A 22,718-nucleotide genomic window follows, 5' to 3' on the forward strand; every position below is an offset into this window, starting at 1 on the left:
ACTATGAGTGAAGAAAGCCTAGTAGAGCATGGCTATCGTCGAATTATCATTACCATTACAGCTATTCTTTGTGCACTATTGGAAATTGTAGATACAACAATTGTCAATGTAGCCATGAATGACATGAAAGGGAGTATCGGTGTTTCTTTAACCGATATTGCTTGGGTGGTCACAGCGTATGCTATCGCCAATGTAATTGTAGTGCCAATGACTAGCTGGCTCTCACAACAGTTTGGAAGACGCAATTATTTTGCTGCTTCTATTATTATCTTTACCGTCGCTTCTTTTTTATGTGGAAATTCTACTACATTATGGGAGATTATACTTTTTCGTTTTATTCAAGGATTAGGTGGAGGAGCTTTATTGGTGACTTCCCAAACTATTATAACAGAAAGTTATCCCGTTGAAAAACGAGGAGTGGCGCAAGCCATTTACGGTATGGGCGTAATTGTAGGTCCTACACTAGGACCACCTTTAGGAGGGTATATCATTGATAATTATTCGTGGCCTTTTATTTTTTATATTAATGTACCACTGGGAATTTTAGCAACGGTATTAGCGCTACTTTATGTGAAGAGCCCAAAATATGCAGAAAAAAGTAAATTGAATGAAGTCGATTTCTTGGGAATTATATTACTCGCCATTGCGGTTGGATCTTTACAATATGTACTAGAACATGGACAGCAAGATGACTGGTTTGAAAACTCCACCATCCTGACGTTGTCGATTACTTCTGTATTGGGATTCTTTTTCTTTATCTGGAGGGAATTAACTTGTGAAAAGCCGATTGTCAATTTAAGAGTATTGAAGGATTCTAATCTAGCTATTGGTACCGTATTATCGTTTATTTTAGGTTTTGGACTTTATGGTTCGACCTTTATTATCCCGATTTATACGCAATCAATTCTAGGATGGACAGCTACAGATGCCGGAATGTTATTAGTACCTAGTTCTTTGATGACGGCCTTGATGATGCCTTTTATTGCTAGAATGTTACAACGAGGTGTTCCTCCTAAGTATTTAGTAGCTACTGGATTTTTAGTCTTTTTTATCTACAGTTTCTGTGCACATAATATTTTAACTCCAGATACAGGTAGTGAGCATTTCTTTTGGCCTTTAGTTATACGCGGAGTAGGTTTAGGTTTATTATTTGTACCCATTACAACGCTTTCTTTGTCTAATTTGAGAAACAAACAGATTGGTGAAGGTGCTGCATTTACAGGAATGATGCGTCAATTAGGAGGTTCTTTTGGGATTGCCTTAATTACTACTTTTATTTCTCGTTGGACCGTCAACCATCGATTGGCCTTAGTGAGCCATTTAGATACCGCTTCACTAGAAGTCCAAAATCGCGTGCTAGCTTTACAACAAAGTTTTATAGCCAAAGGTTTTACAGCTGATGAAGCTTTGCAAAAAGCCTATACCCTACTTGATTTAGGAGTAACGAAACAAGCAACTGTACTGACGTATATGGATGTCTTTATGTTCTTGGGCGTTTTATTCTTAATCTGTATTCCTTTTATTCTTATTCTAATTAAAAAAGGAGCTGGAAAAATTATTGCTGGTGCGGGGCATTAGTTGGTTATGGGGTGTGAGATGGTGTGATGTAAAAAACCCGTAGTGGCAAATGGCAATTTGCCAAGTAACTAGATAAAAAACAAAAAAGCGGGTATTCTTTTAGAATACCCGCTTTTTTTATTTTTTCTCTTCCTTAAGTCTTTTTTTTTTCATTTTTATACTGCGCTTTTCTTTTGTTTTTTTCTCTTTTTAGCGCATTTTTATCTCTACTATAGGTTTGTTCCATTCGCTTGATATCTTGTTCATATTCTTTTTCTAAACGATCAATTTTAGCTTCAATCTCATCATTTAAAGCATCATATTCATAATAATCTCCTTTGTATTTCTGCTGATTATAATTGGACCATTTAAGGTATTGTTCTTCATATAAGATGGCGCGTATGTCATCTTCAATCTCTTGGGAAAGCGCTCGTTTCTTCACCCCTTTCTCATACCCTGACAAACTCCTATCTTTTCCAATAGCGGCATATTCTTTACCTATTTTTTTCTTACGTGCAACTAACTGTTCTTTTTGTTTTGCACTTAGTCTATATTCCTCTCCTCTATCTAACAAATCTGAAATATCGTTGTTATTCTGATTGGGTTCGTTTACATGTTGGGCTTGAATTGTAGTAACAAGTAAACAGGCAACTAATACAATATATTTTTTCATAGCAATTATATGTTTCTTTTTATAACCTGCAAAGTAAGTGTTATTTAGATATACCTAAAGTAAATAAAGATAATTAGCAAAAATTAACAGTTAAATGAAGTAAAGTAGTTACCCTAAGCATTTTGAAATTTTTAAAAAGTGCGTTGGATTCTATTGCGCAAGAACTGACTAAAATGCTTAGTGAATTAGAATAAGCTAGATTAGTAATATGAGCAGTATATACTGAAGCTTCTCTAAATGTACTCCAAAAGGAATTCATTTCTCTATTTTAGAAGTTTTAGATGGATGAGATAAAGAGCAATAAAAGTTTCTACTAGATATAGTATTATGTCAAAACGGTATACATTTATATATAGGAGGGTTAATTCGCAAAAACACCCCCTTTTTATGCTTTATTTTAATTTTTATGTCAAAAAATTAGGTTTTTACAAAAAAAATTAAGTACCTTTAACTTGATTTTGATTGGTATTTAAGAGGTAGAAAGTGAATTTAAACTCAATTTAGGGAGATTAACCAATTATGTTCTCCAGTATTATCTGTTTATTTTTAACCGATACACTACTTCGTCAAAAATAATACCCCCTCTTTCTTTTCAATAGGACCAAACCACTTGAGGGAAATGACAACATCTAGCGATTGTCAGTACAAATCAAAGGATTATATGGTGAAGGCATTGCTATTCGACATGTAATGGTGTAGAATACATTTACTTTTTAATTAAGAATTAGTTTTAGTAGTTTTTCTATTTTAAGACGAACAGTAAGATTATGCTGTTTAATTAAATATGAAATACAAAAACACACTACGCCTATTTAGTTTGATCAATATTTTAACCGAAAGCAAGTTTACTACCGTTTTGTTCTTTCTTTAACTAGTTCAATGTAATCCGATTTTCTTACATCTACCTTTGAGGTATCAAAATAGAATAATAATGGAACTAAGAAATTTTTTGAAAAAAGGTTTATTAGGGACAGGAATGTTCGCCGCTACGGCAGCGCTAGGAAATATACTGAAAAATGAAATTGATGAACTCGAACCTTTAGAAGTTTTAGGTTTTAATCATATACCGAATACTACGTCTAAAATTAAAGACAATTCTGTTTTTCATCCAGCGAGTTCAAGAGGATTAGTTAATCACGGGTGGCTAATTAGTCACCATACCTTTAGTTTCGCAAACTATCACAATCCTGAACGCATGCACTTTGGAGTACTTCGCGTATTAAATGATGATCAAGTAGCTGCAGGTAAAGGATTTGGTATACATCCACATGACAATATGGAAATTATTAGTATCCCCTTAGAAGGTGATTTAAAACATGAGGATAGTATAGGAAACACTTCTATTATAAAAGAAGGTGATATTCAAGTAATGAGCGCTGGAACTGGTATTATGCATAGTGAATACAATAAAAATCAAGACCGTGAGGTCCAATTTTTACAGATTTGGGTCTATCCAAACAAGCGCAATGTATCCCCTAGATATGACTCAATAACCTTAGATAAGACAAAACGAAAAAATAAGTTTCAACAAATACTTTCGCCAAATCCCGAAGACGAAGGGGTATGGATTCACCAAGAGGCTTGGTTTCATCTAGGCCTATTTGACAATCAAATGCAGGTGAATTATACCATAAAAAAACCAGGAAATGGAGTTTACATCTTCCTTATAAAAGGAAGTGCAACAATAGAAGATCAAAAAATAGAAGCACGAGATGGATTGGGAATTTGGGATATTACAAATCTTACTATCCAAACAACGTCACCAGAAACAGAAATTTTAGTTATGGATGTTCCTATGACACTCGCTTAACAACACAATAAAATATAACACAACATTAAAAATCAAATCAATTATGACAAAATCAATTTGGGCAATTGATCCAACACATTCAGAAATTGGATTTAAAGTAAAACACATGATGTTTACTAATGTATCTGGAAAATTTACCAATATACAAGCCGTGATAGAAAATGAAAATGACAATTTTGAAACATCTAAAATTTCATTTACAGCAGAAGTTAACTCTATTGATACCAATAATGAAGATAGAGATAAACATTTAAGAAGTGCTGATTTTTTCGATGTTGAAAATTATCCAAAACTTTCTTTTACATCAACAAAGGTTGAGAAAAATAAGGAGGGTAACTATACAATATATGGAGATTTAACCATTAAAGATAACACACAAAGTATTGCACTAGATACTGCATATAGCGGATTAATGAAAGACCCGTGGGGGAATACCAAAGCAGGTATTTCACTTACTGGAAAAATTAATCGAAAAGAGTTTGGGTTGACCTGGAACTCAGCGCTAGAAACAGGTGGAGTATTAGTAGGTGAAGATATCCAATTGATATCGGAGATACAAATAATGAGAAAATAATAACTAACTAATTAAAATTTTAAAAAGATGAAAAAAGTATTTTTAACGTTCGTTTTAGGTTTAGTAACAGTGACAGCATTTGGGCAAAAACCAAGTCCAGAATTATTGAGTCCAACCAATCACTCTTTAGTATTGATTGACCATGAAGGACAAATGGCTTTTGCTACGCATAGTATTTCTATGAATGAATTAAGGCAAAACACTGCTATTGTAGCGGGAGCATCTAAAATATTCAATGTACCAACAGTAATTACTACAGTAGCAGAGAAATCATTTAGTGGACCTGTTTTCCCGGAAGTGATGGAATTTTATCCTCAAGCTACTTCAAACTATGTTGATCGAACTAGTATGAATACCTGGGAAGATGTAAATGCGTATAAAGCAATTACGGGAAAAGGGAAAAAGAAAGTAGTTATGGCAGGATTGTGGACCAGTGTATGTATTGTTGGACCAGCATTATCTGCGCTAAATGATGGATATGATGTTTATGTAATTAGTGACGCATCTGGAGATATTACACAAGAAGCACATGATCAAGCGATGACTAGAATGATTCAAGCTGGTGCAAAACCAATGACTTCAATTCAATATTTATTGGAGTTACAACGAGATTGGGCACGCCAGGAAACATATCAAGCAGTGAATGATTTGATTGTGAAGTATGGAGGATCTTATGGTATAGGTATCCAATATTCTAGAGAAATGTTGACACATTAATCTTACAGCGGATACGTTAACTCGTATCCGCTTTTTTTTAAATTTAAAATTAGAGTTATGAAAAAAATATATACTGTTTTAGTATTTAGTATGATCACAGTTTTTTCATTGTATGCGCAAAAAGCAGATATTATTATTTCAAATGGAAAGATTACGACTCTCAATGATACAAAACAAGAAGTAGAAGCAATTGCAATAGCAGGCAACAAAATATTGGATATTGGTTCAAATAAAGATATTTTAAAGCTTAAAGGAAAACACACAAAACTAATTGATGCCAAAGGAAAACGCGTAATACCAGGGCTATTTGATAGCCATTTACACGTTATTCGCGGCGGTAGATTCTATAATTTAGAATTGCGTTGGGATGGTGTTACTTCGGTAAAAACGGCTTTAGGAATGCTGAAAGAACAAGCCGCTCGTACGCCAAAAGGACAATGGATTCGAGTTGTTGGTGGTTGGAATGAATATCAGTTTGAAGAAAAAAGATTACCAACCCTAGAGGAAATCAACGAAGCTACAGGTGATGTGCCAACTTTTATCTTATATCTATATGGAAAGGCCTGGTTAAATAAAGCTGGAATTCAAGCTTTAAACATTACGGGGGATACACCAAATCCAGCAGAAGGTCTTATTCAAAAAGATGAACAGGGAAATCCTACAGGATTACTCGTTGCAGAACCGAATGCTTTTATCCTATACTCTACTCTAGCTAAACTTCCGAATATGACTCGCGAAGAAGAGGTGAATTCAACCCTGCAATATATGACAGAGTTAAATCGCCTAGGGGTTACTGCAGTTATGGATGCTGGGGGTGGTTTTCAAAACTTCCCTGATGATTATACGATTACCGATGAATTAAATAAACAGGGGAAAATTACGGTTAGACTACCTTATTTCTTATTTGCTCAAAATGAGGGATCGGAATTGAAAGATTATACTCAATGGTTGGGTATGGTTAATATAGATGAACACGCACCTAATGGCCATAATGATATTGATTATTATGTAGGAGGTGCTGGTGAAAATTTAGTGGGTGATGCTGGAGATTTTGAAAACTTTCTATTTCCACGCCCTATACTTCCAAATGCAATGGAAGACAATTTAAAATCAGTAATTAGTCTTTTAGTTCAAAATAGATGGCCTTTCCGCTTACACGCTACTTATAATGAGAGTATTGAGCGATTTTTAACGGTAATCGAAGAGGTAAACAAAGAGACTCCACTGGATGGACTTGTTTGGTTTTTTGACCATGCGGAGACAGTAAGTGAAGAAAGTTTGCAAAGAATTAAAGCATTGGGTGGTGGTATTGCGATTCAACACCGCATGGCCTACCAAGGAGAAAGCTTTATAAAACGCTATGGTAAAACTCCAGCATTAGCCTCTCCTCCTATTAAGCGAATGCTAGAATTAGATATTCCTGTTGGACTTGGAACTGATGGAACGCGTGTAGCATCATATAACCCATGGATTGCTTTGTATTGGATAACAACAGGTAAAACAGTTGGAGGCAATCAAGTTATGGCTAAAAGCAATGCTATTAATCGTATAGATGCCTTGCGATTAGTAACACACAAAGGATATGAGTTAATAAAAGAAGAAAAGAAAGGGAAAATTGAAAAAGGATATTATGCGGATGTCGTGATATTAGATCAGGATTACCTGACTATACCTGAACAGGATATTAAAAATGTTACAAGTGAACTAACTATAGTAGACGGAAAAATCGTGTATGGAAATAAAGAATTTAAAACATTTACTCCTGCTCTACTGCCTGTAATTCCTACTTGGAGCCCTGTAAAATACTTTGGTGGATATCAACATAAATAGTGATAAAAACACATCATTTACCTAGATTTTAATCTAAATGTACTCCCCCTTATAGGCTCAATAAAAAAATATAAATCAGATGAAAACACTCAACTTTCTAGTAATCGGAAAAAACACAGCGATTTTGATGACGTTAAAACGAATCATTGAAGCGAATAAAGGATGGTACGCCACTGTAACAGAAGATGAAAACGCATTAGAATCTTTTTTAAATGAAAACAAAGTGGATATCATTCTATTAAGTGCTGGTTTAGATGAACTAATCGAAATAGGGATAAAAGCCTATGCCCTCTCTATTGATCCAAATATCAAAGTTATTCAGCATTTTGGTGGTGGAAGTGGGCTTTTGAAAAACGAAGTTTATAGTGTATTTCCTGATTTGAATCATTCAAAAAACTAAAATAGATGTATGCCAGTATAATTAATAATGTAGGTAAATCCATGAAATTTACTACTGAAGAGGAATTTTTTTTTACTAATCTTCTAAAGAAGGAGTCTTATCCGGCTAAAACAAAGCTTTTACGAGAAGGCGAAATATGTCAATTTGAAGGGTATGTACAAAAAGGTTGTATTCGCATTTATTATGTTAATGAAGATGGTTTTGAAGTTACCATTTCCTTTGCGATAGAAGATTGGTGGGTGAGCGACATTGCTTCATTTCACGAACAAATTCCATCGGACTTGTTTATTGAAACTTTAGAGGACACAGAGCTCTATTTACTTACGCCACAAACAAAAGAAGAACTATTACAGGCAATTCCAAAATTTGAACGAGTATTTAGAATGCTCGTTCAAAGAAATCTAACTAGTGTACAAAATCGTCTAATTAATACGATTTCAAAAAAAGCAGCTGATCGATACCTCGAATTTATCTCGTTGTATCCAACTATTCCTCAACGAGTGGCACAATATTATATTGCCTCTTATCTAGGTGTAACGGCTGAATTTGTAAGTACAATTAGAAAGCGATTGCTCACAGAATAAATAAAGGGACCGTCTCAAAAGACAGTCCCTTTTTGTTTTTGAACACAATTTATAAATATAATATCAACATTACTTTCTCCCCGAATTTTAATAGGGAGTACTAAAGAAAGCCTTACTTATATGATTTATTCGATTTTATAGCGGGACAGTATCAAAATTGACCATCCAATTTACGCCAAATTTATCCGTTGCCATACCAAAATAAGCTCCCCAAAACATGTGATCCATCGGCATAATAATTTGCCCTCCTGCGGAAATAGCAGTAAATAATTGATCCGCTTCTTCTATACTTTCTGTATTAATTGAAATAGAAAAATTATTCCCTTGTAAAAATGTAGGTGCACAGTCTCCTCCTGTATCACTACCCATCAACACCGTATTACCAATAGGTAAACTCACGTGCATTATTTTATTTTTATCTGCTTCAGAAACTGTAAATCCTTCTTGCGGAGGCATTTCACCCAGTTTTCCTATATAAGTGAATTCCCCACCGAAAACGGATTTATAGAAGTTAAATGCTTCTTCGCAATTGCCGTCAAAATTTAAATAAGTGTGTATTGTAGCCATAATTTGATTGGATTTAATGGTTTATAAGATAGGATTGTAACATGAGGATAGAAACTTCGTTTAATTATCAGGAATTGTAGGTTCAACTAGCTTCTTTAATTTATCTAAGCTTTCCTGCCAGCCCAAATAACACATTTCTACGGGAATAGCATCCGGAATCCCTTCTTGTGTAGCCGTGATTTCCGTACCACATAAAACCTTTTTTAAAAGGATGGTGGTTATCATTTCTCCTGGTAACTTTGGATCATTAAAGCGATCCGTATACTTGATTAGTTCATTGTCTATAATCTCGATATATTGTCCACCAAAAGCATGACTACTTCCTGTTGTAAAATTAGTAAAGGACATTTCGTACGTCCCTCCTACCTTAAACTCCATGTGGTGAAGTTTGGCTGTAAATCCATAGGGAGGTAACCACGAAACAAGCGCATCAGCATCAGCAAATGCCTTGAAGACTTTAGCTGGGCTTGCCGTAAATACGCGATGTAAAGTTACTTTGTTCGACATAAACAGTAGATTAAGGTTACTTTTTCAGTTTACTTTCATACAAATCAACCCACTGCTGTACGCTCATCTTTTGCATCAATTCTCCAATCAGTTGGTAGGGAATTTCTTCCATTTTCTTAAATCGGATACAACTTTTTCCCATATCCAATTTTTGTTTGCTGTGCTTGGGATATGCTGTTACAAACCATTCTAATAAAGTTGGATCAGAATAAATTCCCATATGATAAAAATTAATCGAATTCTTTTGAGAAGCAAGGCCTGCAAAAGGCAAAGCTTCGATAGGCTTACAGTGATATCCTGCTGGATAAAGGCTGTGTGGAACAACATAGCCCAATCCTCCATAACTAATTGCAGCTTCAAAACCCGAAGGCAAATGAGCTACGATAGTCTGATGTAGCTTGTTAAAAGCCTCTGCTCGTTCTGCTGGTATATGTAATAAAATTTCGTCTACTGTACTTCCTACTGCTTTCATGCGAATGGGTAATTTCTTCTGTGAATTAATTTAAGATTAAGATGTCGTTTGGACAACAGTTATCTCAATATCTATTCCATTTTCTTTCCTTTGGCTAGTTCGTCAACTAATTTATCGAGATACCTAACCTTTTTGGTCAATGGATTTTGAATTTCTTCAATTTTATAGCCACAAATAACGCCTTTAATCTCTTCCGCTTTTGGATTTAATTGAGCTCTCTCGAAAAAGGCTTCAAAAGAAACTTTTTCATCCACCAATTTATCTAGCTTTTCTGGATTAAAACCCGTGAGCCATTCAATAACTTGATGCAGCTCTTCGATGGTTCTTCCTTTACGTTCTACTTTCGCAATATAATGGGGATAAACAGAGGCAAATGTCAGCGTAGCCATACGAAGATTATGTTGTTCTGTTTCTTTCATCTTATTTTTTATTAGGTACTCTGCAAAGTTAAAATAGCAACTGACGGATAAGTAATTTTCTTTACACTTTATCGTTCTACTAAGGTAGTAAAAATAAGAATATGAAGTATTTATAACCTATATTTATATGAAATCAGTATTTATTTAACATAATACAATTGAAATAAAAACAATATATTTTTTGTTTCCTACTATATTTATCTTAAATAATACTTTATTGTGATAGGGCTATTCTGTCGCTAAGAATCGACAAAAAAAAGCAACTTAATCTAATATAAGTTGCTTTATAATATAAATTTATGACGGCGATAGTCGCTTGGTGAATATCCCGTCACCTTTTTAAATAACCGCGTAAAATAAGAAGGCGAATTGTATTTTAATTCAAAGGCTATACCTGCAATATCTCTACTTTTATCCTGTAACAGGATTTGACTGTGTAAGATACTAATCTCATTAATCCATTGCTTAGGTGGCTTATTTGTAGCTTCTTTGACACATTTGTTTAAATAATTTTCTGAAATATGAAGTAAGTTAGCGTAGAATAAAACATTCTTGTGATCAATATGGAATTTTTGAACCATTTCTCGGAAGCGAAAGGCAATATCCAACTGTCGGCTCATCGGTGTTTTCTTTTCCATATCTACACGGATTACCTTCATTAGGACCGTTTCCAATAACGTAATGCAAATTTCCACATCGCGTTGTTCGCTAATGCTTTCTTCCTCCAACAAATCAAGCGTCCTTCCTACCCAATTGGCATTCACTTCATTTAATTTGACATACGGATTCATGGTAAAAAATTTCAAGTCGTTTGCACCTAATGAAATATCCGTAATCACTTCATTTTCATACACAACGAAGTACCCCTGAATATCATCTGAAATAGATAAAGTCGCCGTAATATTGCCATTTTTCACATTGATGATTTCATTTTTGGATAAGGTATAGGCCCCACTATCTAAATATTGTGTCATCTCTCCCTTCGTCAATAAAATCAAAAAATTGAACGTTGTACGATAAGGAATGACAGGCATTAAAATACCTCGTAAATAGTCTTCCAAACGATAGACTTGTATTTTACTATCGTTTTTTAAATAACTATCACTCAAATGAGGCAAAAACAACTTTTTATATTGATAGTTGTTTAAAATTTCAATAGAAGGTTTCGACATGCTTAATCCAAAAAATAAAACAAAGTTTATAAAATAAATGTAACATTATACGTAATAAAGAATTAATTTTTTATTCTTTCTAATGAAATAGTTCGTTCCATATTCTATTTACTCCTAGTTCTTCTAGTTTTAAGACAATCCATTTGTCTAATCGCTTGATAGGATACATGACCCACATCGCAAATACAAAAGGAAAGGTTAAGGTAGTCCATCCGTATTGAATCATAAAGATATCAAAATACGTGGAGATAATCACACTAATTAGCACATACATTCCTGCCCGTACTTTATCTTCTCCCATAGCTATTCCACAGAGCACAGCATTAAAACTGAAAACCCCTTCGTTAATTAAGGCATTGGAAGCGTGATTGCTGTGTGAGATATAAACGCTGACAATAACCGCTACAAATCCATATAAGGCTTGTATAGGGCGACTAATAAAAACGCCTAAGAAAAAAACAACTCCTGCTACAAAACTCCCTTGAAATAACACTTGTCCGAAAGCGTGCCCTTGGATTAAAAAATCATCGAGTTCTTGAATATCGACAAAGTGTTCTGGAACAGAGCGAATCGCTAAATCGGGAATACTCAAAATAAACAAAGAAATCCACGTAAAAAATAATAAAGGGGAAGGTATAGGCTGGCAATTCGCGTTTCATAGCCCAATGCATAAGTATGGTTGAAGCAATCGATGAGGCGATCATCAAAAGATACACCCATAAACTAGGCTGAAAGTAAAACATTAGCGCTATAGCAATCAAACAAGGATTAAAACCATACAATCCATCTTCAATTTCTTGCTCATCGTACTTTAATAGTTTAGCCGTTAAGATGGCAACAACATTACTCAAGGAAGCCGCCAAAGCCATATCCGTTGAATCATAATAGATTGCGGCTAAGAATAAAATCCCCGTTAGCGCATTAGCTTGTAACATAATCTGTCCAAACCCTTTAAAAAAGGCATTAAAACAATGGATTAGTAGTGCTTTCATTTGTTTTCTTTTTAGTATTTGTCGGGGTTTGTTTTTATTTAGGGTAACATCAGGTCATCCCAGAGTTTCTGTTGAATGGCTTGAAAAATGGTAAAGAGTTTCTCTGCTCCTTGTCCTAAAATTCGGACCATAAAACCATCTCCTTCCACCGCACTAATTCCAAAGGCAATGGCCTCCATTTCTCCATATTGCTCATAAAAAAAGTCGATGTATGCTTGTACGCTTATTTTAGCTGTATTAGAATAAATCAACGTTCCTTGATGCGTATACCCTTCTAAAATACCCAATCCTTGCAGGGGTATTAACCCCGGTTGCAACAAGACATTATCCTTCAATTGGAGCTTTCCTTCATAGTAGATTTCGGTGAGATTTTGAAAATGATCATATTCAAATTCTTCTCCCGAAAGTTTTCTACCACAAGTAATGATATCAGACAGTAAAAAATGACAATCCGCCTTTAGTTCTACCCTATTTCGACTAATAAACGTAGAAGCGCGTTGAGGAACCACTGGATGTGGAACATAAGCAAATGCACTTCCTTTTTCCATTTGAATCGTCGTTGTTTGTGTCGACTTGTTTTTCATGTGAAAAAGACGCTGGTATGCCTGTGTTTGCAATTGCAACTTGGTATTTGGTGCAAGATTAATGCTGATCTGATGCTCATCATTATCTAATAATCCAGGGGATGAACTCATAATCATCAAATACGCCGCCTTGTCTTTTTTGTATTGCCCTACAGGTACAATGCGGAAAGGTTGTGTAACGTAAGCATCTTTTAAATAAGATAAGCCTTCGCGTTGTTCAATTTGAACTGCTAAAGAAGAAACCATATTATCGCACTAAATTCGGTTCATCAATGTCTTCTAGTAAGGCATATTTTTTGATCCATCCAACAATCTCTTCTAATCCTTCCCCTGTTTTTAAATTAGAGAAAAGAAAAGGAGCTCCTTTTCGCATGCGTCTTGCATCGCTTTCCATCACACTTAAATCTGCACCAACATAGGGAGCTAAATCGATTTTATTTATAAGTAATAAATCAGAACGCGTAATAGCTGGTCCACCTTTTCTCGGTATTTTTTCTCCCTCTGCTACATCAATTACAAAGATGGTAATATCCGCTAAATCAGGACTATAAGTTGAAGAAAGGTTGTCTCCCCCACTTTCAATGAGGATTAATTCCAAATCGGGAAAGCGATTAGCCAATTCTTCTACTGCTTCTAGGTTCATACTAGCATCTTCGCGAATAGCAGTATGGGGACAACCTCCTGTTTCTACTCCAATGATTCTGTCTCGATCCAATAAGCTGTTTTTAGCCATGAATTCAGCATCCTCTTTGGTATAAATATCATTCGTAATAACAGCTAAGTCATATTCGTTTAATAAACGGCGACTTAAGCGTTCTAATAAAGCTGTTTTTCCTGATCCAACAGGTCCTCCAACTCCAATTTTTACATATTTTCTAGTTTCCATGATTATTTTATCTTTTTAATTCGTGATTTAGGATAGGTATAGTCTTGAATACAATCGCTCGTGTTGCATCGAGCGAATGTCAAAACCGATGGTACATAATCCTATTAAATTGCGGTCCATTTGCAGGGATTCTTCACTCAATTGAAGCAAGTCATCGTGTAAGTAATACAGAATATCTTGTCCGTCTAATTGCCCTAAAGGCACTAATTTAACGGCATTGGTTACCATACCAATGGCCGCATTATAGTAATAGGCATGCATCGCCTCAACTAAGGGAATTTGCATAATTGCAGCAAATAAACCATATAGAATACAATAGTGATTGTATACCGTTTTATTTTGTATATAGGTTCCCCATGCTTGTACTAGGGGGTGTTCTTGATGGTATCGACTAAATATTTTATACAACCGCAAACCTAATTTCTGACTGGCTACTCTCGTTTCCATTGGTGCCTTTAGCGCATTGCATTCCTGATCGAGAAGGATCAATTCTTCCAGATTAGCTTGTTGCGTTGCATCATAGGCTAATTTCATCAAGGCAGCATCATTGTATTTTAAATTATACCACAAATAATGTCGGACATACTGATCTGCCGTGGTCTTATCACAGACACCTCCATTCTGTACATAGGTTTCTAATCCATTAGAATGGGTAATATCCTCCTATGGGCAAAGTTGGATCTGCTAAATGCAATAGTCGACCTAAAAATGAATCTTGCATGAGTTAAATCTTTAGTACTAAACCGCCCTGAGGTAGTTTAAATGATATTTTTTTATGTTGTTCGTAATCCACATTGGCATTCAACGGATTACTCAATTTTTTTTGCTCTACTTTGGGCTCATATCCTTTGCTCGTTAACCAATCTTGCATGGGACGCTCATAAGGCATATACAAACAGGTTCCTTCTACAAAAAGAGGAACGTGTTTGTTGCCAATTTCATACGCCAACCAACTTAGTTGAATCCAGTGATCTGTAGTAACAACAAGCGCCTCGCAGGGTAAAATAGAGACCATAATAACCTTAGATTCATCTTCATATAAAATATCTCCCTCACTTAACCGTTGATTTTTGCCTAAAAATCGAATGGCAATTGCTTGTCCATCAGCTGTGGTAAGTCGTTGGATGCGTTTGCTTGTTTGGTACCAAGCGATAAACAAATAATCAATCTGCTTTTCTACTTCTTGAGGAAGGCAATTGCATAAGGCTTGTGTTATAATCATTGTTAGACGAAAAAGTGAGAATACAAGGCCACTTTGTGATCCTTGTATTCTCGAGTTGAATTGGGCTATGTTTGTTGTTTCTCTACTGAATTAAAATAAGAAGTAACGCTGTCCTAAAGCAACTTCATCTATGGGCTGACAGGTGATTTTTTTACCGTCAATGCTTACCTCATAATTTTCTGGATTGACAATAATCTCAGGTGTAGCGTGGTTGTGAATCATATCTGCTTTGGAGATATTTCTACAATTGACTACAGGAAGTAAAGTGCGTTCAATTCCGTATTCTTCTTGAATTCCTTTGGTTAAAGAAACTTGAGAAACAAAGTTGAAACACGTTTGCGTTACGGCCTTACCTAAACCACCGTACATGGTACGTAGTATAATTGGCTGTGGGGTTGGAATTGAAGCATTTGCATCTCCCATTTTCGAGGCAGCAATCATTCCACCTTTGATTATCATCTCCGGTTTTGCACCAAATAAAGCAGGTTTCCAAATGACTAAATCCGCTATTTTTCCGGGCTCAATTGATCCGATATACTGAGAAACTCCATGTGCAATTGCTGGGTTGATGGTGTACTTAGCCACGTAGCGTTTGGCGCGGAAATTATCATTATCATTTCCTTCATCTTCTGCTAATGGACCAAGTTGTTTCTTCATCTTATCTGCCGTTTGCCAAGTTCTAGTGACAACTTCTCCTACGCGTCCCATGGCTTGCGAATCTGAACTCATAATACTAAATACGCCTTGATCTTGCAGGATATCTTCAGCAGCTATGGTTTCTGGGCGAATGCGCGAATCAGCAAAAGCAACATCTTCCGGAATATCTTTACTCAAGTGGTGACAAACCATTAACATATCGAGGTGTTCATCAATTGTATTCTTAGTAAAAGGGCGAGTTGGGTTTGTTGATGCAGGTAATACATTAGGATACATGGCAGATTTAATAATATCTGGTGCATGTCCACCACCAGCTCCTTCGGTATGGAAGGTGTGAATTACTCGGCCATTAATCGCTTGCATGGTATCTTCCAAGAAACCTCCTTCATTCAACGTATCTGTATGGATAGCCACTTGGACATCGTATTGATCTGCAACAGTCAACGCTCTATCGATTGTAGCTGGTGTAGCTCCCCAATCTTCGTGTATTTTAACCCCTAAAGCTCCTGCTTCAATTTGTTCAATAATTGGGGCTTCCGTACCAACATTTCCTTTTCCGAAGAAACCAAAGTTCATCGGCAAGTGATCAACAGCTTGCATCATGCGTTTTAAGCTCCATTTTCCGGGTGTTACAGTTGTTGCATTTGTTCCGTCTGCAGGACCTGTTCCTCCGCCAATCATGGTGGTAATACCACTGTATAAAGCCGTTTCTATTTGAGTTGGACTAATATAATGGATATGGGTATCGATCCCTCCAGCAGTTACAATATAACCTGCACCACCGTGTACTTCTGTTGAAGCTCCAATAATCATATTAGGGGTTACATCATCCATCGTATCAGGATTTCCTGCACGTCCTACACCGACAATTTTGCCATCTTTAATTCCAATATCTCCTTTGACAATTCCCCAATGGTCAATGACAATGGCACCCGTGATCACCATATCAAGTACACCTTCGTGGCTCAAGTGATTGGACGATTGCATCATTCCATCGCGTACTGTTTTTCCACCACCAAATTTGCTTTCATCACCATAACTTGCAAAATCTTTTTCCACTTCGATGATGATAGCTGTATCTCCTAAACGCACACGATCACCAACTGTGGGACCAAAAATTGCGTTATAGTTTGCTCTACTAACTTTTAAACTCATACACTTTTGTTTTTAAAGTATTGTTTTTCCACTTTTTTCATCGCTGCTATTTTAGCTTCTTCCGAATGAGTTTCTCCGTTAACCAAATCATTGTGCCCGTATATCTTACGTGCTCCGGCATAAACAACTAGTTCAACTTCTTTTTCTTCTCCGGGCTCAAAACGAACAGCTGTACTTGCAATAATATTGAGGCGTTTTCCAAAAGCCGCAGCTCGATCAAACTCCATCATTTTATTAACTTCAAAAAAGTGATAATGTGAGCCAACCTGAATTGGTCGATCTCCTTTATTTACTACAGTAATTGTAGTTATAGCTCTACCTTCATTACAGATAATAGCTTCTTCTTTTCTAAAATATTCTCCTGGAACCATGGTATTACTGTCTGAATTAACGTATAGGATTATGCACCGTTACCAACTTTGTTCCATCAGGAAACGTCGCTTCAATTTGAACGTCGTGAATCATTTCAGGAATTCCCTCCATAACATCCTCACGCGTTAATAAGGTCGCACCATATTGCATGAGTTCAGCCACAGTTCTTCCATCACGTGCAGCTTCTAAGAGCTCACTGCTGATATAAGCAATCGATTCAGGGTAGTTTAATTTTACCCCTCTCGCCTTGCGTTTTTTAGCCAGTTCCCCAGCTAGATGCAAAAGCAATTTTTCCGTCTCTCTCGGTAATAAATGCATAACTATTTTTTAATTAAAAATTGAACAATAGATGAGTAGCTACCCTATTTTAAACTAGGTAGGTACGATAAAAAATAACTTACTTTTGTAATAAAGGTGGTATCACTTTTAGGAAGCGATCTCATCTGAATCGTTTAGGCTAAACGATGAGGAATCTTAATAGATTGATATAACAAGTACTTCGCTCGATGCTGTTGCAAAACGATAGCAACTTGTTGTGCTCCTACAAGAGGTTTAGTCCAAGCTAACTCAAAAACAGAAGTCATAAAAAAATAAAACGCATCGCTTAAGTCGACGGTTTGAATAGGAAGATCTTGGTTCTCAACGGAAGTAATAAGTTCTAGATTTACTTCAATCTGACAAAAGTCGACGCTACTTTCTTTTTTAGGGGTTGAATTGGATATAAAAGTCTGATCCAAGACGACAGCATGAGACTCTACTTTTGCATGTTGATGGGCAAAGCCCAAGCCAAAACGCAAAAGAAAAAAACACAAAACGAATAGTCGAAATAATGCTTTCATAATAGTCTTACACCTTGTTTTTAATTACGCAACAAAGATAAGTTCAATCGGGGTTGATAAATAGCACAAATCTTGACTAAGCTAGGATAAAATAGGCAATTCTGGTGCCTTTTACAGCTAATGGATCAAATAACCTTCCTAATTATCTTCGTTCTATTCACATAAAGTAGCTATAACTTTTAAAAAGAGCCATCGTTTAGTATTTGCCATCCCATTTGTTTGAAATTGAAGGCTAGCTGTTACCCTTTTTTTAGCATTTTGTGATTTTTAAATTAAAAAGCGCCATTTTCTAGAATAAACTTATATTTTTCAACTTGTTCTTGCTGGATAGAAGAAATTGCACGATAAATTAATTCTTCTAAACTTTGGGCAACTACCATACGGGTCCAGGCTTCATTTTGCAGTTCAATAATTTGTCCATACCCCCCTGTTTGACTTGGATCGGTATCGAACAATAAATAATCGCCATTTCGTCCTTCTGCGAAGGGAATCCATCCTTTATTCGCATAACTGTTACATTTCAGTTTAGCATCAAACTGATCTTTTGTTTCTTCCTCTATCTCTTCCTCCTCATCAAAAAGTTCCTGTATCATCTCCCACTCATGAGGAATACGGTCAAAAGGTAGTAGATCATAATCCCAACCATTTACGTGTATACTAAAAGCAGAAGTTACAGCATCCCATTTTACATTTCCCGCTTTATAGAAATTAACTAAATGTAATGGTAACTTTATTTCTTCAAGCTCTGCTTCCACTTGAGTCAATTGCTCTTGTGTAAGGCCATGAGTCAGGTTGTAATAGCGATTATCCGAATCAATAACTTGTTCAATTGCTGTTTTCCAATCCTGCCAAACTACGTGTAAATAGGCGAAATTATCCTCTAAAGGCAAGATCTCAATGGACTCGACTACGGGTTCTTCATATGCACTTAAAGAAAGGGAATGTAGGATTGTATCGCGAATGGAATACCAAACGGATACATCCTGAAACACAAATGCGCCCGATGAATCACTGTCCCATAGTTTCACGCGTTCTTTTTTATGTGTATCATAATAAACACGAGGATCTGATTCTCCATGCATAGTAAATAAACCACTAAAACTAGAACGGACTGCACTCGCATACTCCTCCACTTTATAGGTAACCTCTAGGGTTTCAATGCCAATGCTGTCTTTTGAAAACCCTCGTAATCCCAAATCATGCCAAATATAAATCTCATTGTATTCACTCAAAAAAACAACCGGAGGTCCAAATAGCTCAACTAGAGTTTCTTTTTTTAGAGGAAAGCTATACTCTTTCCCATTGATTTGAAGTCCTTTAGAAGTACACTCAAAATGTATCATATCGATGCAGTTTAAAGGCGCAAGATACTCTTTTTTAGGGCTGTTTTTAGTGCAAAATTATGTTGAATAGAAAAAAAGACAATAAAACGGAAGGAAATTAAGCGAGCGCTTCCGTGATATAAAACTTAGCACAAAGTGAATCTATAATGGCCTCGAATAGCGTTTTTAAAGCAATTAGTTCATGTTCTTCTAATCGTGTAGACTCTACGTAAATAGCTACTTCATACTGACTGCCAAGTAAGGGATCTCCCCAGATTCCGTCTTGCGTATCTATAAACAAACCTTCTACATTGAGATCCAATAAGCTTCGTCTAATAGCTGGAGATAAGAAAACACAAGTATTGGGATTTGTCGCATGTACATGATAATGACGATCAAATTCAGCATCTAGTGTTCGATATAAATTACCTGTAAATATATTAATTAGACGATTTAAAAAACTCGCTTTTTCTATTCGAATTTTTAAAGATTGAGGGTAATTAAATTTACAGTAAACACGAGTAATAAAAGACTCGTAACTTCTAGTGCCCACTGTACTAGTAAAATAGTAATTATCAAAAACAATAGAAAAACCTTTGTAAGTATAAATTGCTTTTGGAGAATACCAATATTGTCGTTCTACAAACTCGGCTTGAATAGTATCACTAAATGCTTTCCAATATACATTGTCCTTTTCTGTAAACATAAGTTTTAATTTGAGTCAATAAATATAAATTTAATATAAAATATTTGATTTTTTATAGAAAAGGAGCTAAATCCTTTTTCTAGCTAACAAATTCTGAGTTACTAAATAAGTCTATTTATTTTTGCTCCATGGTTTCACTTATCCTGACATTCAATAGCATTAAAAAACCCTCAAGGAATTTTACTTCCTTTGAGGGTTAAAAGTAACTCAAGTAAAATAATTAATTTGTTTCTATAATGGGGCTAAAAATTATAGCTTAAGGCTACCATCACATTGCGAGGAGCTCCAGCAAATACACGTGTATAATCAAAACCACCTAAGAAATAATATTTGTCAAATATATTATTCATATTTACGGCTAGTTTAAACTTATCTAGGTGATAATATACCGCTGCATTAGCAGTAGTATAAGCCGGAAGATACCCCCATGTTGCATTTCCAGCGGCATCTTTGCCTACACTTTCGCTCAATCGTCTTTGATCAACATAATAAGCCCCTACACCAAATCCTAAGCCTTTCAAAGCGGTATCAGAGAAGACATATTTCAACCAAACACTAGCAGAGTTTTTTGGTGCTCCAGGTAATAGTTCTTCTTTTTCTGAAGGGATAGCCGATTCCTTAATTTGTGTATCATTAAAGGTATAATTGGCCATGATTTGGAATTCCTTGGTAATTTGTCCACGTACATCTAACTCTACCCCTTGAGAAATAACCTTTCCTGATTGTCTGTAAACAGGTAATCCTGCTTCAGTGAGTTGTCCTGTTCCAAGAAGCATATCTTTTCGTTCAATGCGGAATAGCGATAAATCCATTTGCAATTGATTCGCAAAGAAACCTGTTTTTAAACCTGTTTCTATTTGAAAACTACGTTCTGATTTGAAGGCGCTGTCTGCACCATAATCTTTATAATTCGATACAAAGTTAGCTGCAATTGGTACATAACCTTGCGAGTAGCTTGCAAAGTAATTGATTTTATCATTGATGAGATACGTCAATCCTACACGAGGTAACCATACATTTTGCGTAGCTTTAAATGTCTCTTTCGGATCTGTTGTTTCTGATTGATAGCTTTCATGTCTTAACCCGAGTACCATTTTTAATTTTTCACCAACTGAAATTTGATCCTGAATATAGATTCCTGTACTCTTGTAAGGGCTCATAAAAGGATATTGCGTATTCGAACGCCAAACGTAGTTGTTGATATCAGCTCCTTGGTATACGGGATTATTCATGTCAAAGGTCAAGGCTACTGTTTCTCCATTTTCTTTTTTACTACGCGCTTCTCGTTGGTAGCTATTTTTATCCCCTTTGTATTGAGCATAATCTATTCCCACTACAACATGATGATCCAAATACTTGCCATAGGTATCCCATTTTAAATAAGACACAAAGTTATCGGTATACTCTTTCCCATGGCGATCAAAAAAGCGCAAATTGACAATTGTGTTTTCTGGATTAGCATACGTATTAAGTGTGCGGTGTTCATTTAAATCCTCTTCATAGATGGACTTCATATAGTTGACATGTAGATTTAAATTATCTACAATACGCTGAGTTAAACGCCCGCTGATCGTTGTGGTTTTTGTTTTAAAATAATCCGAAGGCTGACTTAACGTAAAAGTAAAAGTACGCGGTAAACCATATAAATCCCCGCCTTTAGTACTCATTCCACGATCCAAATACCCGTTGAATTGGTCAAAGACTAAATCAACATCTAACGTAGTTCCTTCAACCGGTTTAAACGTAAATGAAGGCGCTACAGCAAAGTTCTTGCGGTTGTTGATATCTCTAAACGTTTTTGAGGTTTCATACCCCGCATTCAAACGATATAAGATTTTCTTTTCTTTGTCTAATGGACCACCTACATCAATAGTTGTACGAAGTGTTTCAAAACTTCCTGCAGAAAAAGAAAGGATTCCCTTGTGTTCTTCTCGCGTTTTTTTGGTTACCATATTAATGGTTCCCCCAGGTGCAATATCTCCAAATAAAGAAGCTCCAGGGCCTTTTAACACCTCAATGCTCTCAAAATTAATCGTCATCGGCGAACGGTAATAGCTCTCACCAAAGCCATAAGCCGAACGCATTCCATTAATCAATCGAATCCCATTGTCATACCCACTTTTAAAGCCGCGGATAACAAATTCATCGTAAACAGATGCTTGTGTAACCCCAGCTAAATCTGGAATAACATCAGCCACTTGAAATACTTGCTTATCTTCCATTAACTCACTAGATACAATAGAAATCGATTGAGGTAAATCTTTAATTCGACCATTGTATTTTCCACCTAAAACGGTAGAATTCGTTAAATAAGAATTATCTCGTCTTGAGGTTACCACAATTTCCTCCAATTGATTCGTATCCTCCTCCAATTGAACTACAAAACCCGCTTTGTAATTGGCTTCTGTTAAGGTTACTTGCTTGGATTTATACCCTGGGGCATGAATCTGAATGACCAATGGAAAAGCCAATGTAGTTGCACTTTCAAATGCCCCTTCTCTGTTGCTTTGTTCAATATTATGCTGATCTAAAATTACCGTTGCTGCAACAATAGGATTGTTTTTCTCACCTAAAATACGCCCCGCAATACGCTGTGAGCTTTGTGCCATAAGCACAGCAGGAAATAAAAGCAATAACGCCCCTATTCCTAGTTGTTGTATCTGTTTTTTCATTGTTTTAAATTATATAGTAGCTAACCGTC

The 22,718-nt window shown here is 35.9% G+C and carries 25 protein-coding genes and 1 pseudogene; 7 read left to right on the plus strand and 19 right to left on the minus strand.

Features of this window, described 5'->3' with window-relative positions; genetic code table 11:
- The first annotated feature begins 3 nt into the window (after positions 1-3).
- Positions 4-1,578, plus strand: coding sequence for a DHA2 family efflux MFS transporter permease subunit (locus tag M2306_RS05540; RefSeq protein WP_259188608.1), 1,575 nt, complete (start codon positions 4-6; stop codon positions 1,576-1,578).
- Positions 1,579-1,711: 133 nt separating this feature from the next.
- Here the strand turns inward: M2306_RS05540 and M2306_RS05545 are convergent, their stop codons facing one another.
- Positions 1,712-2,230 (minus strand): hypothetical protein, encoded by a 519-nt coding sequence (locus M2306_RS05545; RefSeq protein WP_259188607.1) that lies wholly within the window; start codon positions 2,228-2,230, stop codon positions 1,712-1,714.
- 931 nt (positions 2,231-3,161) lie between these two features.
- Here M2306_RS05545 and M2306_RS05550 point away from each other — a divergent pair.
- The 6 genes from M2306_RS05550 to M2306_RS05575 all read left to right on the plus strand — a co-directional run bounded on the left by M2306_RS05550 (position 3,162) and on the right by M2306_RS05575 (position 8,145).
- Positions 3,162-4,040 carry a pirin family protein gene (locus tag M2306_RS05550; protein WP_259188605.1) on the plus strand — a complete coding sequence of 293 codons (879 nt, stop codon included), beginning with the start codon at positions 3,162-3,164 and terminating at the stop codon, positions 4,038-4,040.
- A 43-nt stretch (positions 4,041-4,083) separates the two neighbouring features.
- The gene (locus M2306_RS05555; RefSeq protein ID WP_115090360.1) at positions 4,084-4,614 is read left to right on the plus strand and encodes a YceI family protein; all 531 of its coding nucleotides are present in this window, start codon (positions 4,084-4,086) and stop codon (positions 4,612-4,614) included.
- Positions 4,615-4,641: 27 nt separating this feature from the next.
- On the plus strand, positions 4,642-5,331 hold the full coding sequence (locus M2306_RS05560) for a hydrolase (protein WP_115090359.1): 690 nt from the start codon (positions 4,642-4,644) through the stop codon (positions 5,329-5,331).
- Positions 5,332-5,388: 57 nt separating this feature from the next.
- Positions 5,389-7,161, plus strand: coding sequence for an amidohydrolase (locus M2306_RS05565; protein WP_259188603.1), 1,773 nt, complete (start codon positions 5,389-5,391; stop codon positions 7,159-7,161).
- A gap of 79 nt (positions 7,162-7,240) precedes the next feature.
- Positions 7,241-7,561: a hypothetical protein gene (locus M2306_RS05570; RefSeq protein ID WP_115090357.1), complete on the plus strand. Its 321-nt coding sequence runs from the start codon at positions 7,241-7,243 to the stop codon at positions 7,559-7,561.
- 5 nt (positions 7,562-7,566) lie between these two features.
- Complete coding sequence (locus tag M2306_RS05575) at positions 7,567-8,145, plus strand: Crp/Fnr family transcriptional regulator (RefSeq protein ID WP_259188602.1); 579 nt, start codon at positions 7,567-7,569, stop codon at positions 8,143-8,145.
- A gap of 135 nt (positions 8,146-8,280) precedes the next feature.
- Here the strand turns inward: M2306_RS05575 and M2306_RS05580 are convergent, their stop codons facing one another.
- The 18 genes and pseudogenes from M2306_RS05580 to M2306_RS05665 form a co-directional block, all read right to left on the minus strand.
- Positions 8,281-8,712 (minus strand): VOC family protein, encoded by a 432-nt coding sequence (locus tag M2306_RS05580; protein WP_002992429.1) that lies wholly within the window; start codon positions 8,710-8,712, stop codon positions 8,281-8,283.
- 60 nt (positions 8,713-8,772) lie between these two features.
- Positions 8,773-9,219 (minus strand): SRPBCC family protein, encoded by a 447-nt coding sequence (locus M2306_RS05585; protein WP_259188601.1) that lies wholly within the window; start codon positions 9,217-9,219, stop codon positions 8,773-8,775.
- 16 nt (positions 9,220-9,235) lie between these two features.
- Positions 9,236-9,691 carry a DUF1801 domain-containing protein gene (locus M2306_RS05590; protein WP_259188600.1) on the minus strand — a complete coding sequence of 152 codons (456 nt, stop codon included), beginning with the start codon at positions 9,689-9,691 and terminating at the stop codon, positions 9,236-9,238.
- A 71-nt stretch (positions 9,692-9,762) separates the two neighbouring features.
- Positions 9,763-10,110, minus strand: a complete 348-nt coding sequence (locus M2306_RS05595) for a DUF2200 domain-containing protein (RefSeq protein WP_259188599.1) — start codon at positions 10,108-10,110, stop codon at positions 9,763-9,765.
- A gap of 284 nt (positions 10,111-10,394) precedes the next feature.
- A complete protein-coding gene (locus M2306_RS05600; RefSeq protein ID WP_259188598.1) occupies positions 10,395-11,282 on the minus strand; it encodes a helix-turn-helix domain-containing protein in 888 nt (295 codons plus the stop codon).
- Between the two features lie 79 nt (positions 11,283-11,361).
- Positions 11,362-11,874: an urea transporter gene (locus tag M2306_RS05605; RefSeq protein WP_498882785.1), complete on the minus strand. Its 513-nt coding sequence runs from the start codon at positions 11,872-11,874 to the stop codon at positions 11,362-11,364.
- Entirely contained in the window at positions 11,807-12,274 is a 468-nt protein-coding gene (locus tag M2306_RS05610) for an urea transporter (protein ID WP_498882786.1), read from the minus strand. The genes M2306_RS05605 and M2306_RS05610 overlap by 68 nt, the downstream gene beginning before the upstream one ends.
- A 38-nt stretch (positions 12,275-12,312) precedes the next feature.
- Positions 12,313-13,104, minus strand: a complete 792-nt coding sequence (locus tag M2306_RS05615) for an urease accessory protein UreD (protein WP_259188596.1) — start codon at positions 13,102-13,104, stop codon at positions 12,313-12,315.
- Position 13,105: 1 nt separating this feature from the next.
- Positions 13,106-13,744 (minus strand): urease accessory protein UreG, encoded by a 639-nt coding sequence (ureG, locus tag M2306_RS05620; protein ID WP_002992420.1) that lies wholly within the window; start codon positions 13,742-13,744, stop codon positions 13,106-13,108.
- A gap of 27 nt (positions 13,745-13,771) precedes the next feature.
- Positions 13,772-14,465 (minus strand): annotated as a pseudogene (locus tag M2306_RS05625) (urease accessory protein UreF).
- 3 nt (positions 14,466-14,468) lie between these two features.
- Positions 14,469-14,966, minus strand: a complete 498-nt coding sequence (locus tag M2306_RS05630) for an urease accessory protein UreE (protein WP_259188594.1) — start codon at positions 14,964-14,966, stop codon at positions 14,469-14,471.
- Positions 14,967-15,056: 90 nt separating this feature from the next.
- Positions 15,057-16,778: an urease subunit alpha gene (ureC, locus tag M2306_RS05635; RefSeq protein WP_259188593.1), complete on the minus strand. Its 1,722-nt coding sequence runs from the start codon at positions 16,776-16,778 to the stop codon at positions 15,057-15,059.
- Positions 16,775-17,149 (minus strand): urease subunit beta, encoded by a 375-nt coding sequence (locus M2306_RS05640; RefSeq protein ID WP_259188592.1) that lies wholly within the window; start codon positions 17,147-17,149, stop codon positions 16,775-16,777. The genes ureC and M2306_RS05640 overlap by 4 nt, the downstream gene beginning before the upstream one ends.
- A 16-nt stretch (positions 17,150-17,165) precedes the next feature.
- Positions 17,166-17,468 carry an urease subunit gamma gene (gene ureA / locus M2306_RS05645; protein WP_002992410.1) on the minus strand — a complete coding sequence of 101 codons (303 nt, stop codon included), beginning with the start codon at positions 17,466-17,468 and terminating at the stop codon, positions 17,166-17,168.
- 134 nt (positions 17,469-17,602) lie between these two features.
- Positions 17,603-17,989 carry a hypothetical protein gene (locus M2306_RS05650; RefSeq protein ID WP_115090344.1) on the minus strand — a complete coding sequence of 129 codons (387 nt, stop codon included), beginning with the start codon at positions 17,987-17,989 and terminating at the stop codon, positions 17,603-17,605.
- Between the two features lie 272 nt (positions 17,990-18,261).
- Positions 18,262-19,332, minus strand: coding sequence for an SMI1/KNR4 family protein (locus M2306_RS05655; RefSeq protein WP_259188591.1), 1,071 nt, complete (start codon positions 19,330-19,332; stop codon positions 18,262-18,264).
- 97 nt (positions 19,333-19,429) lie between these two features.
- On the minus strand, positions 19,430-20,017 hold the full coding sequence (locus M2306_RS05660) for a hypothetical protein (protein WP_259188590.1): 588 nt from the start codon (positions 20,015-20,017) through the stop codon (positions 19,430-19,432).
- A gap of 242 nt (positions 20,018-20,259) precedes the next feature.
- Positions 20,260-22,689 (minus strand): TonB-dependent receptor, encoded by a 2,430-nt coding sequence (locus tag M2306_RS05665; protein WP_259188589.1) that lies wholly within the window; start codon positions 22,687-22,689, stop codon positions 20,260-20,262.
- Positions 22,690-22,718 lie beyond the last annotated feature (29 nt).

Origin of the sequence: Myroides gitamensis (assembly GCF_029894455.1) — a bacterium.
GTDB classification, from domain to species: domain Bacteria; phylum Bacteroidota; class Bacteroidia; order Flavobacteriales; family Flavobacteriaceae; genus Flavobacterium; species Flavobacterium odoratum.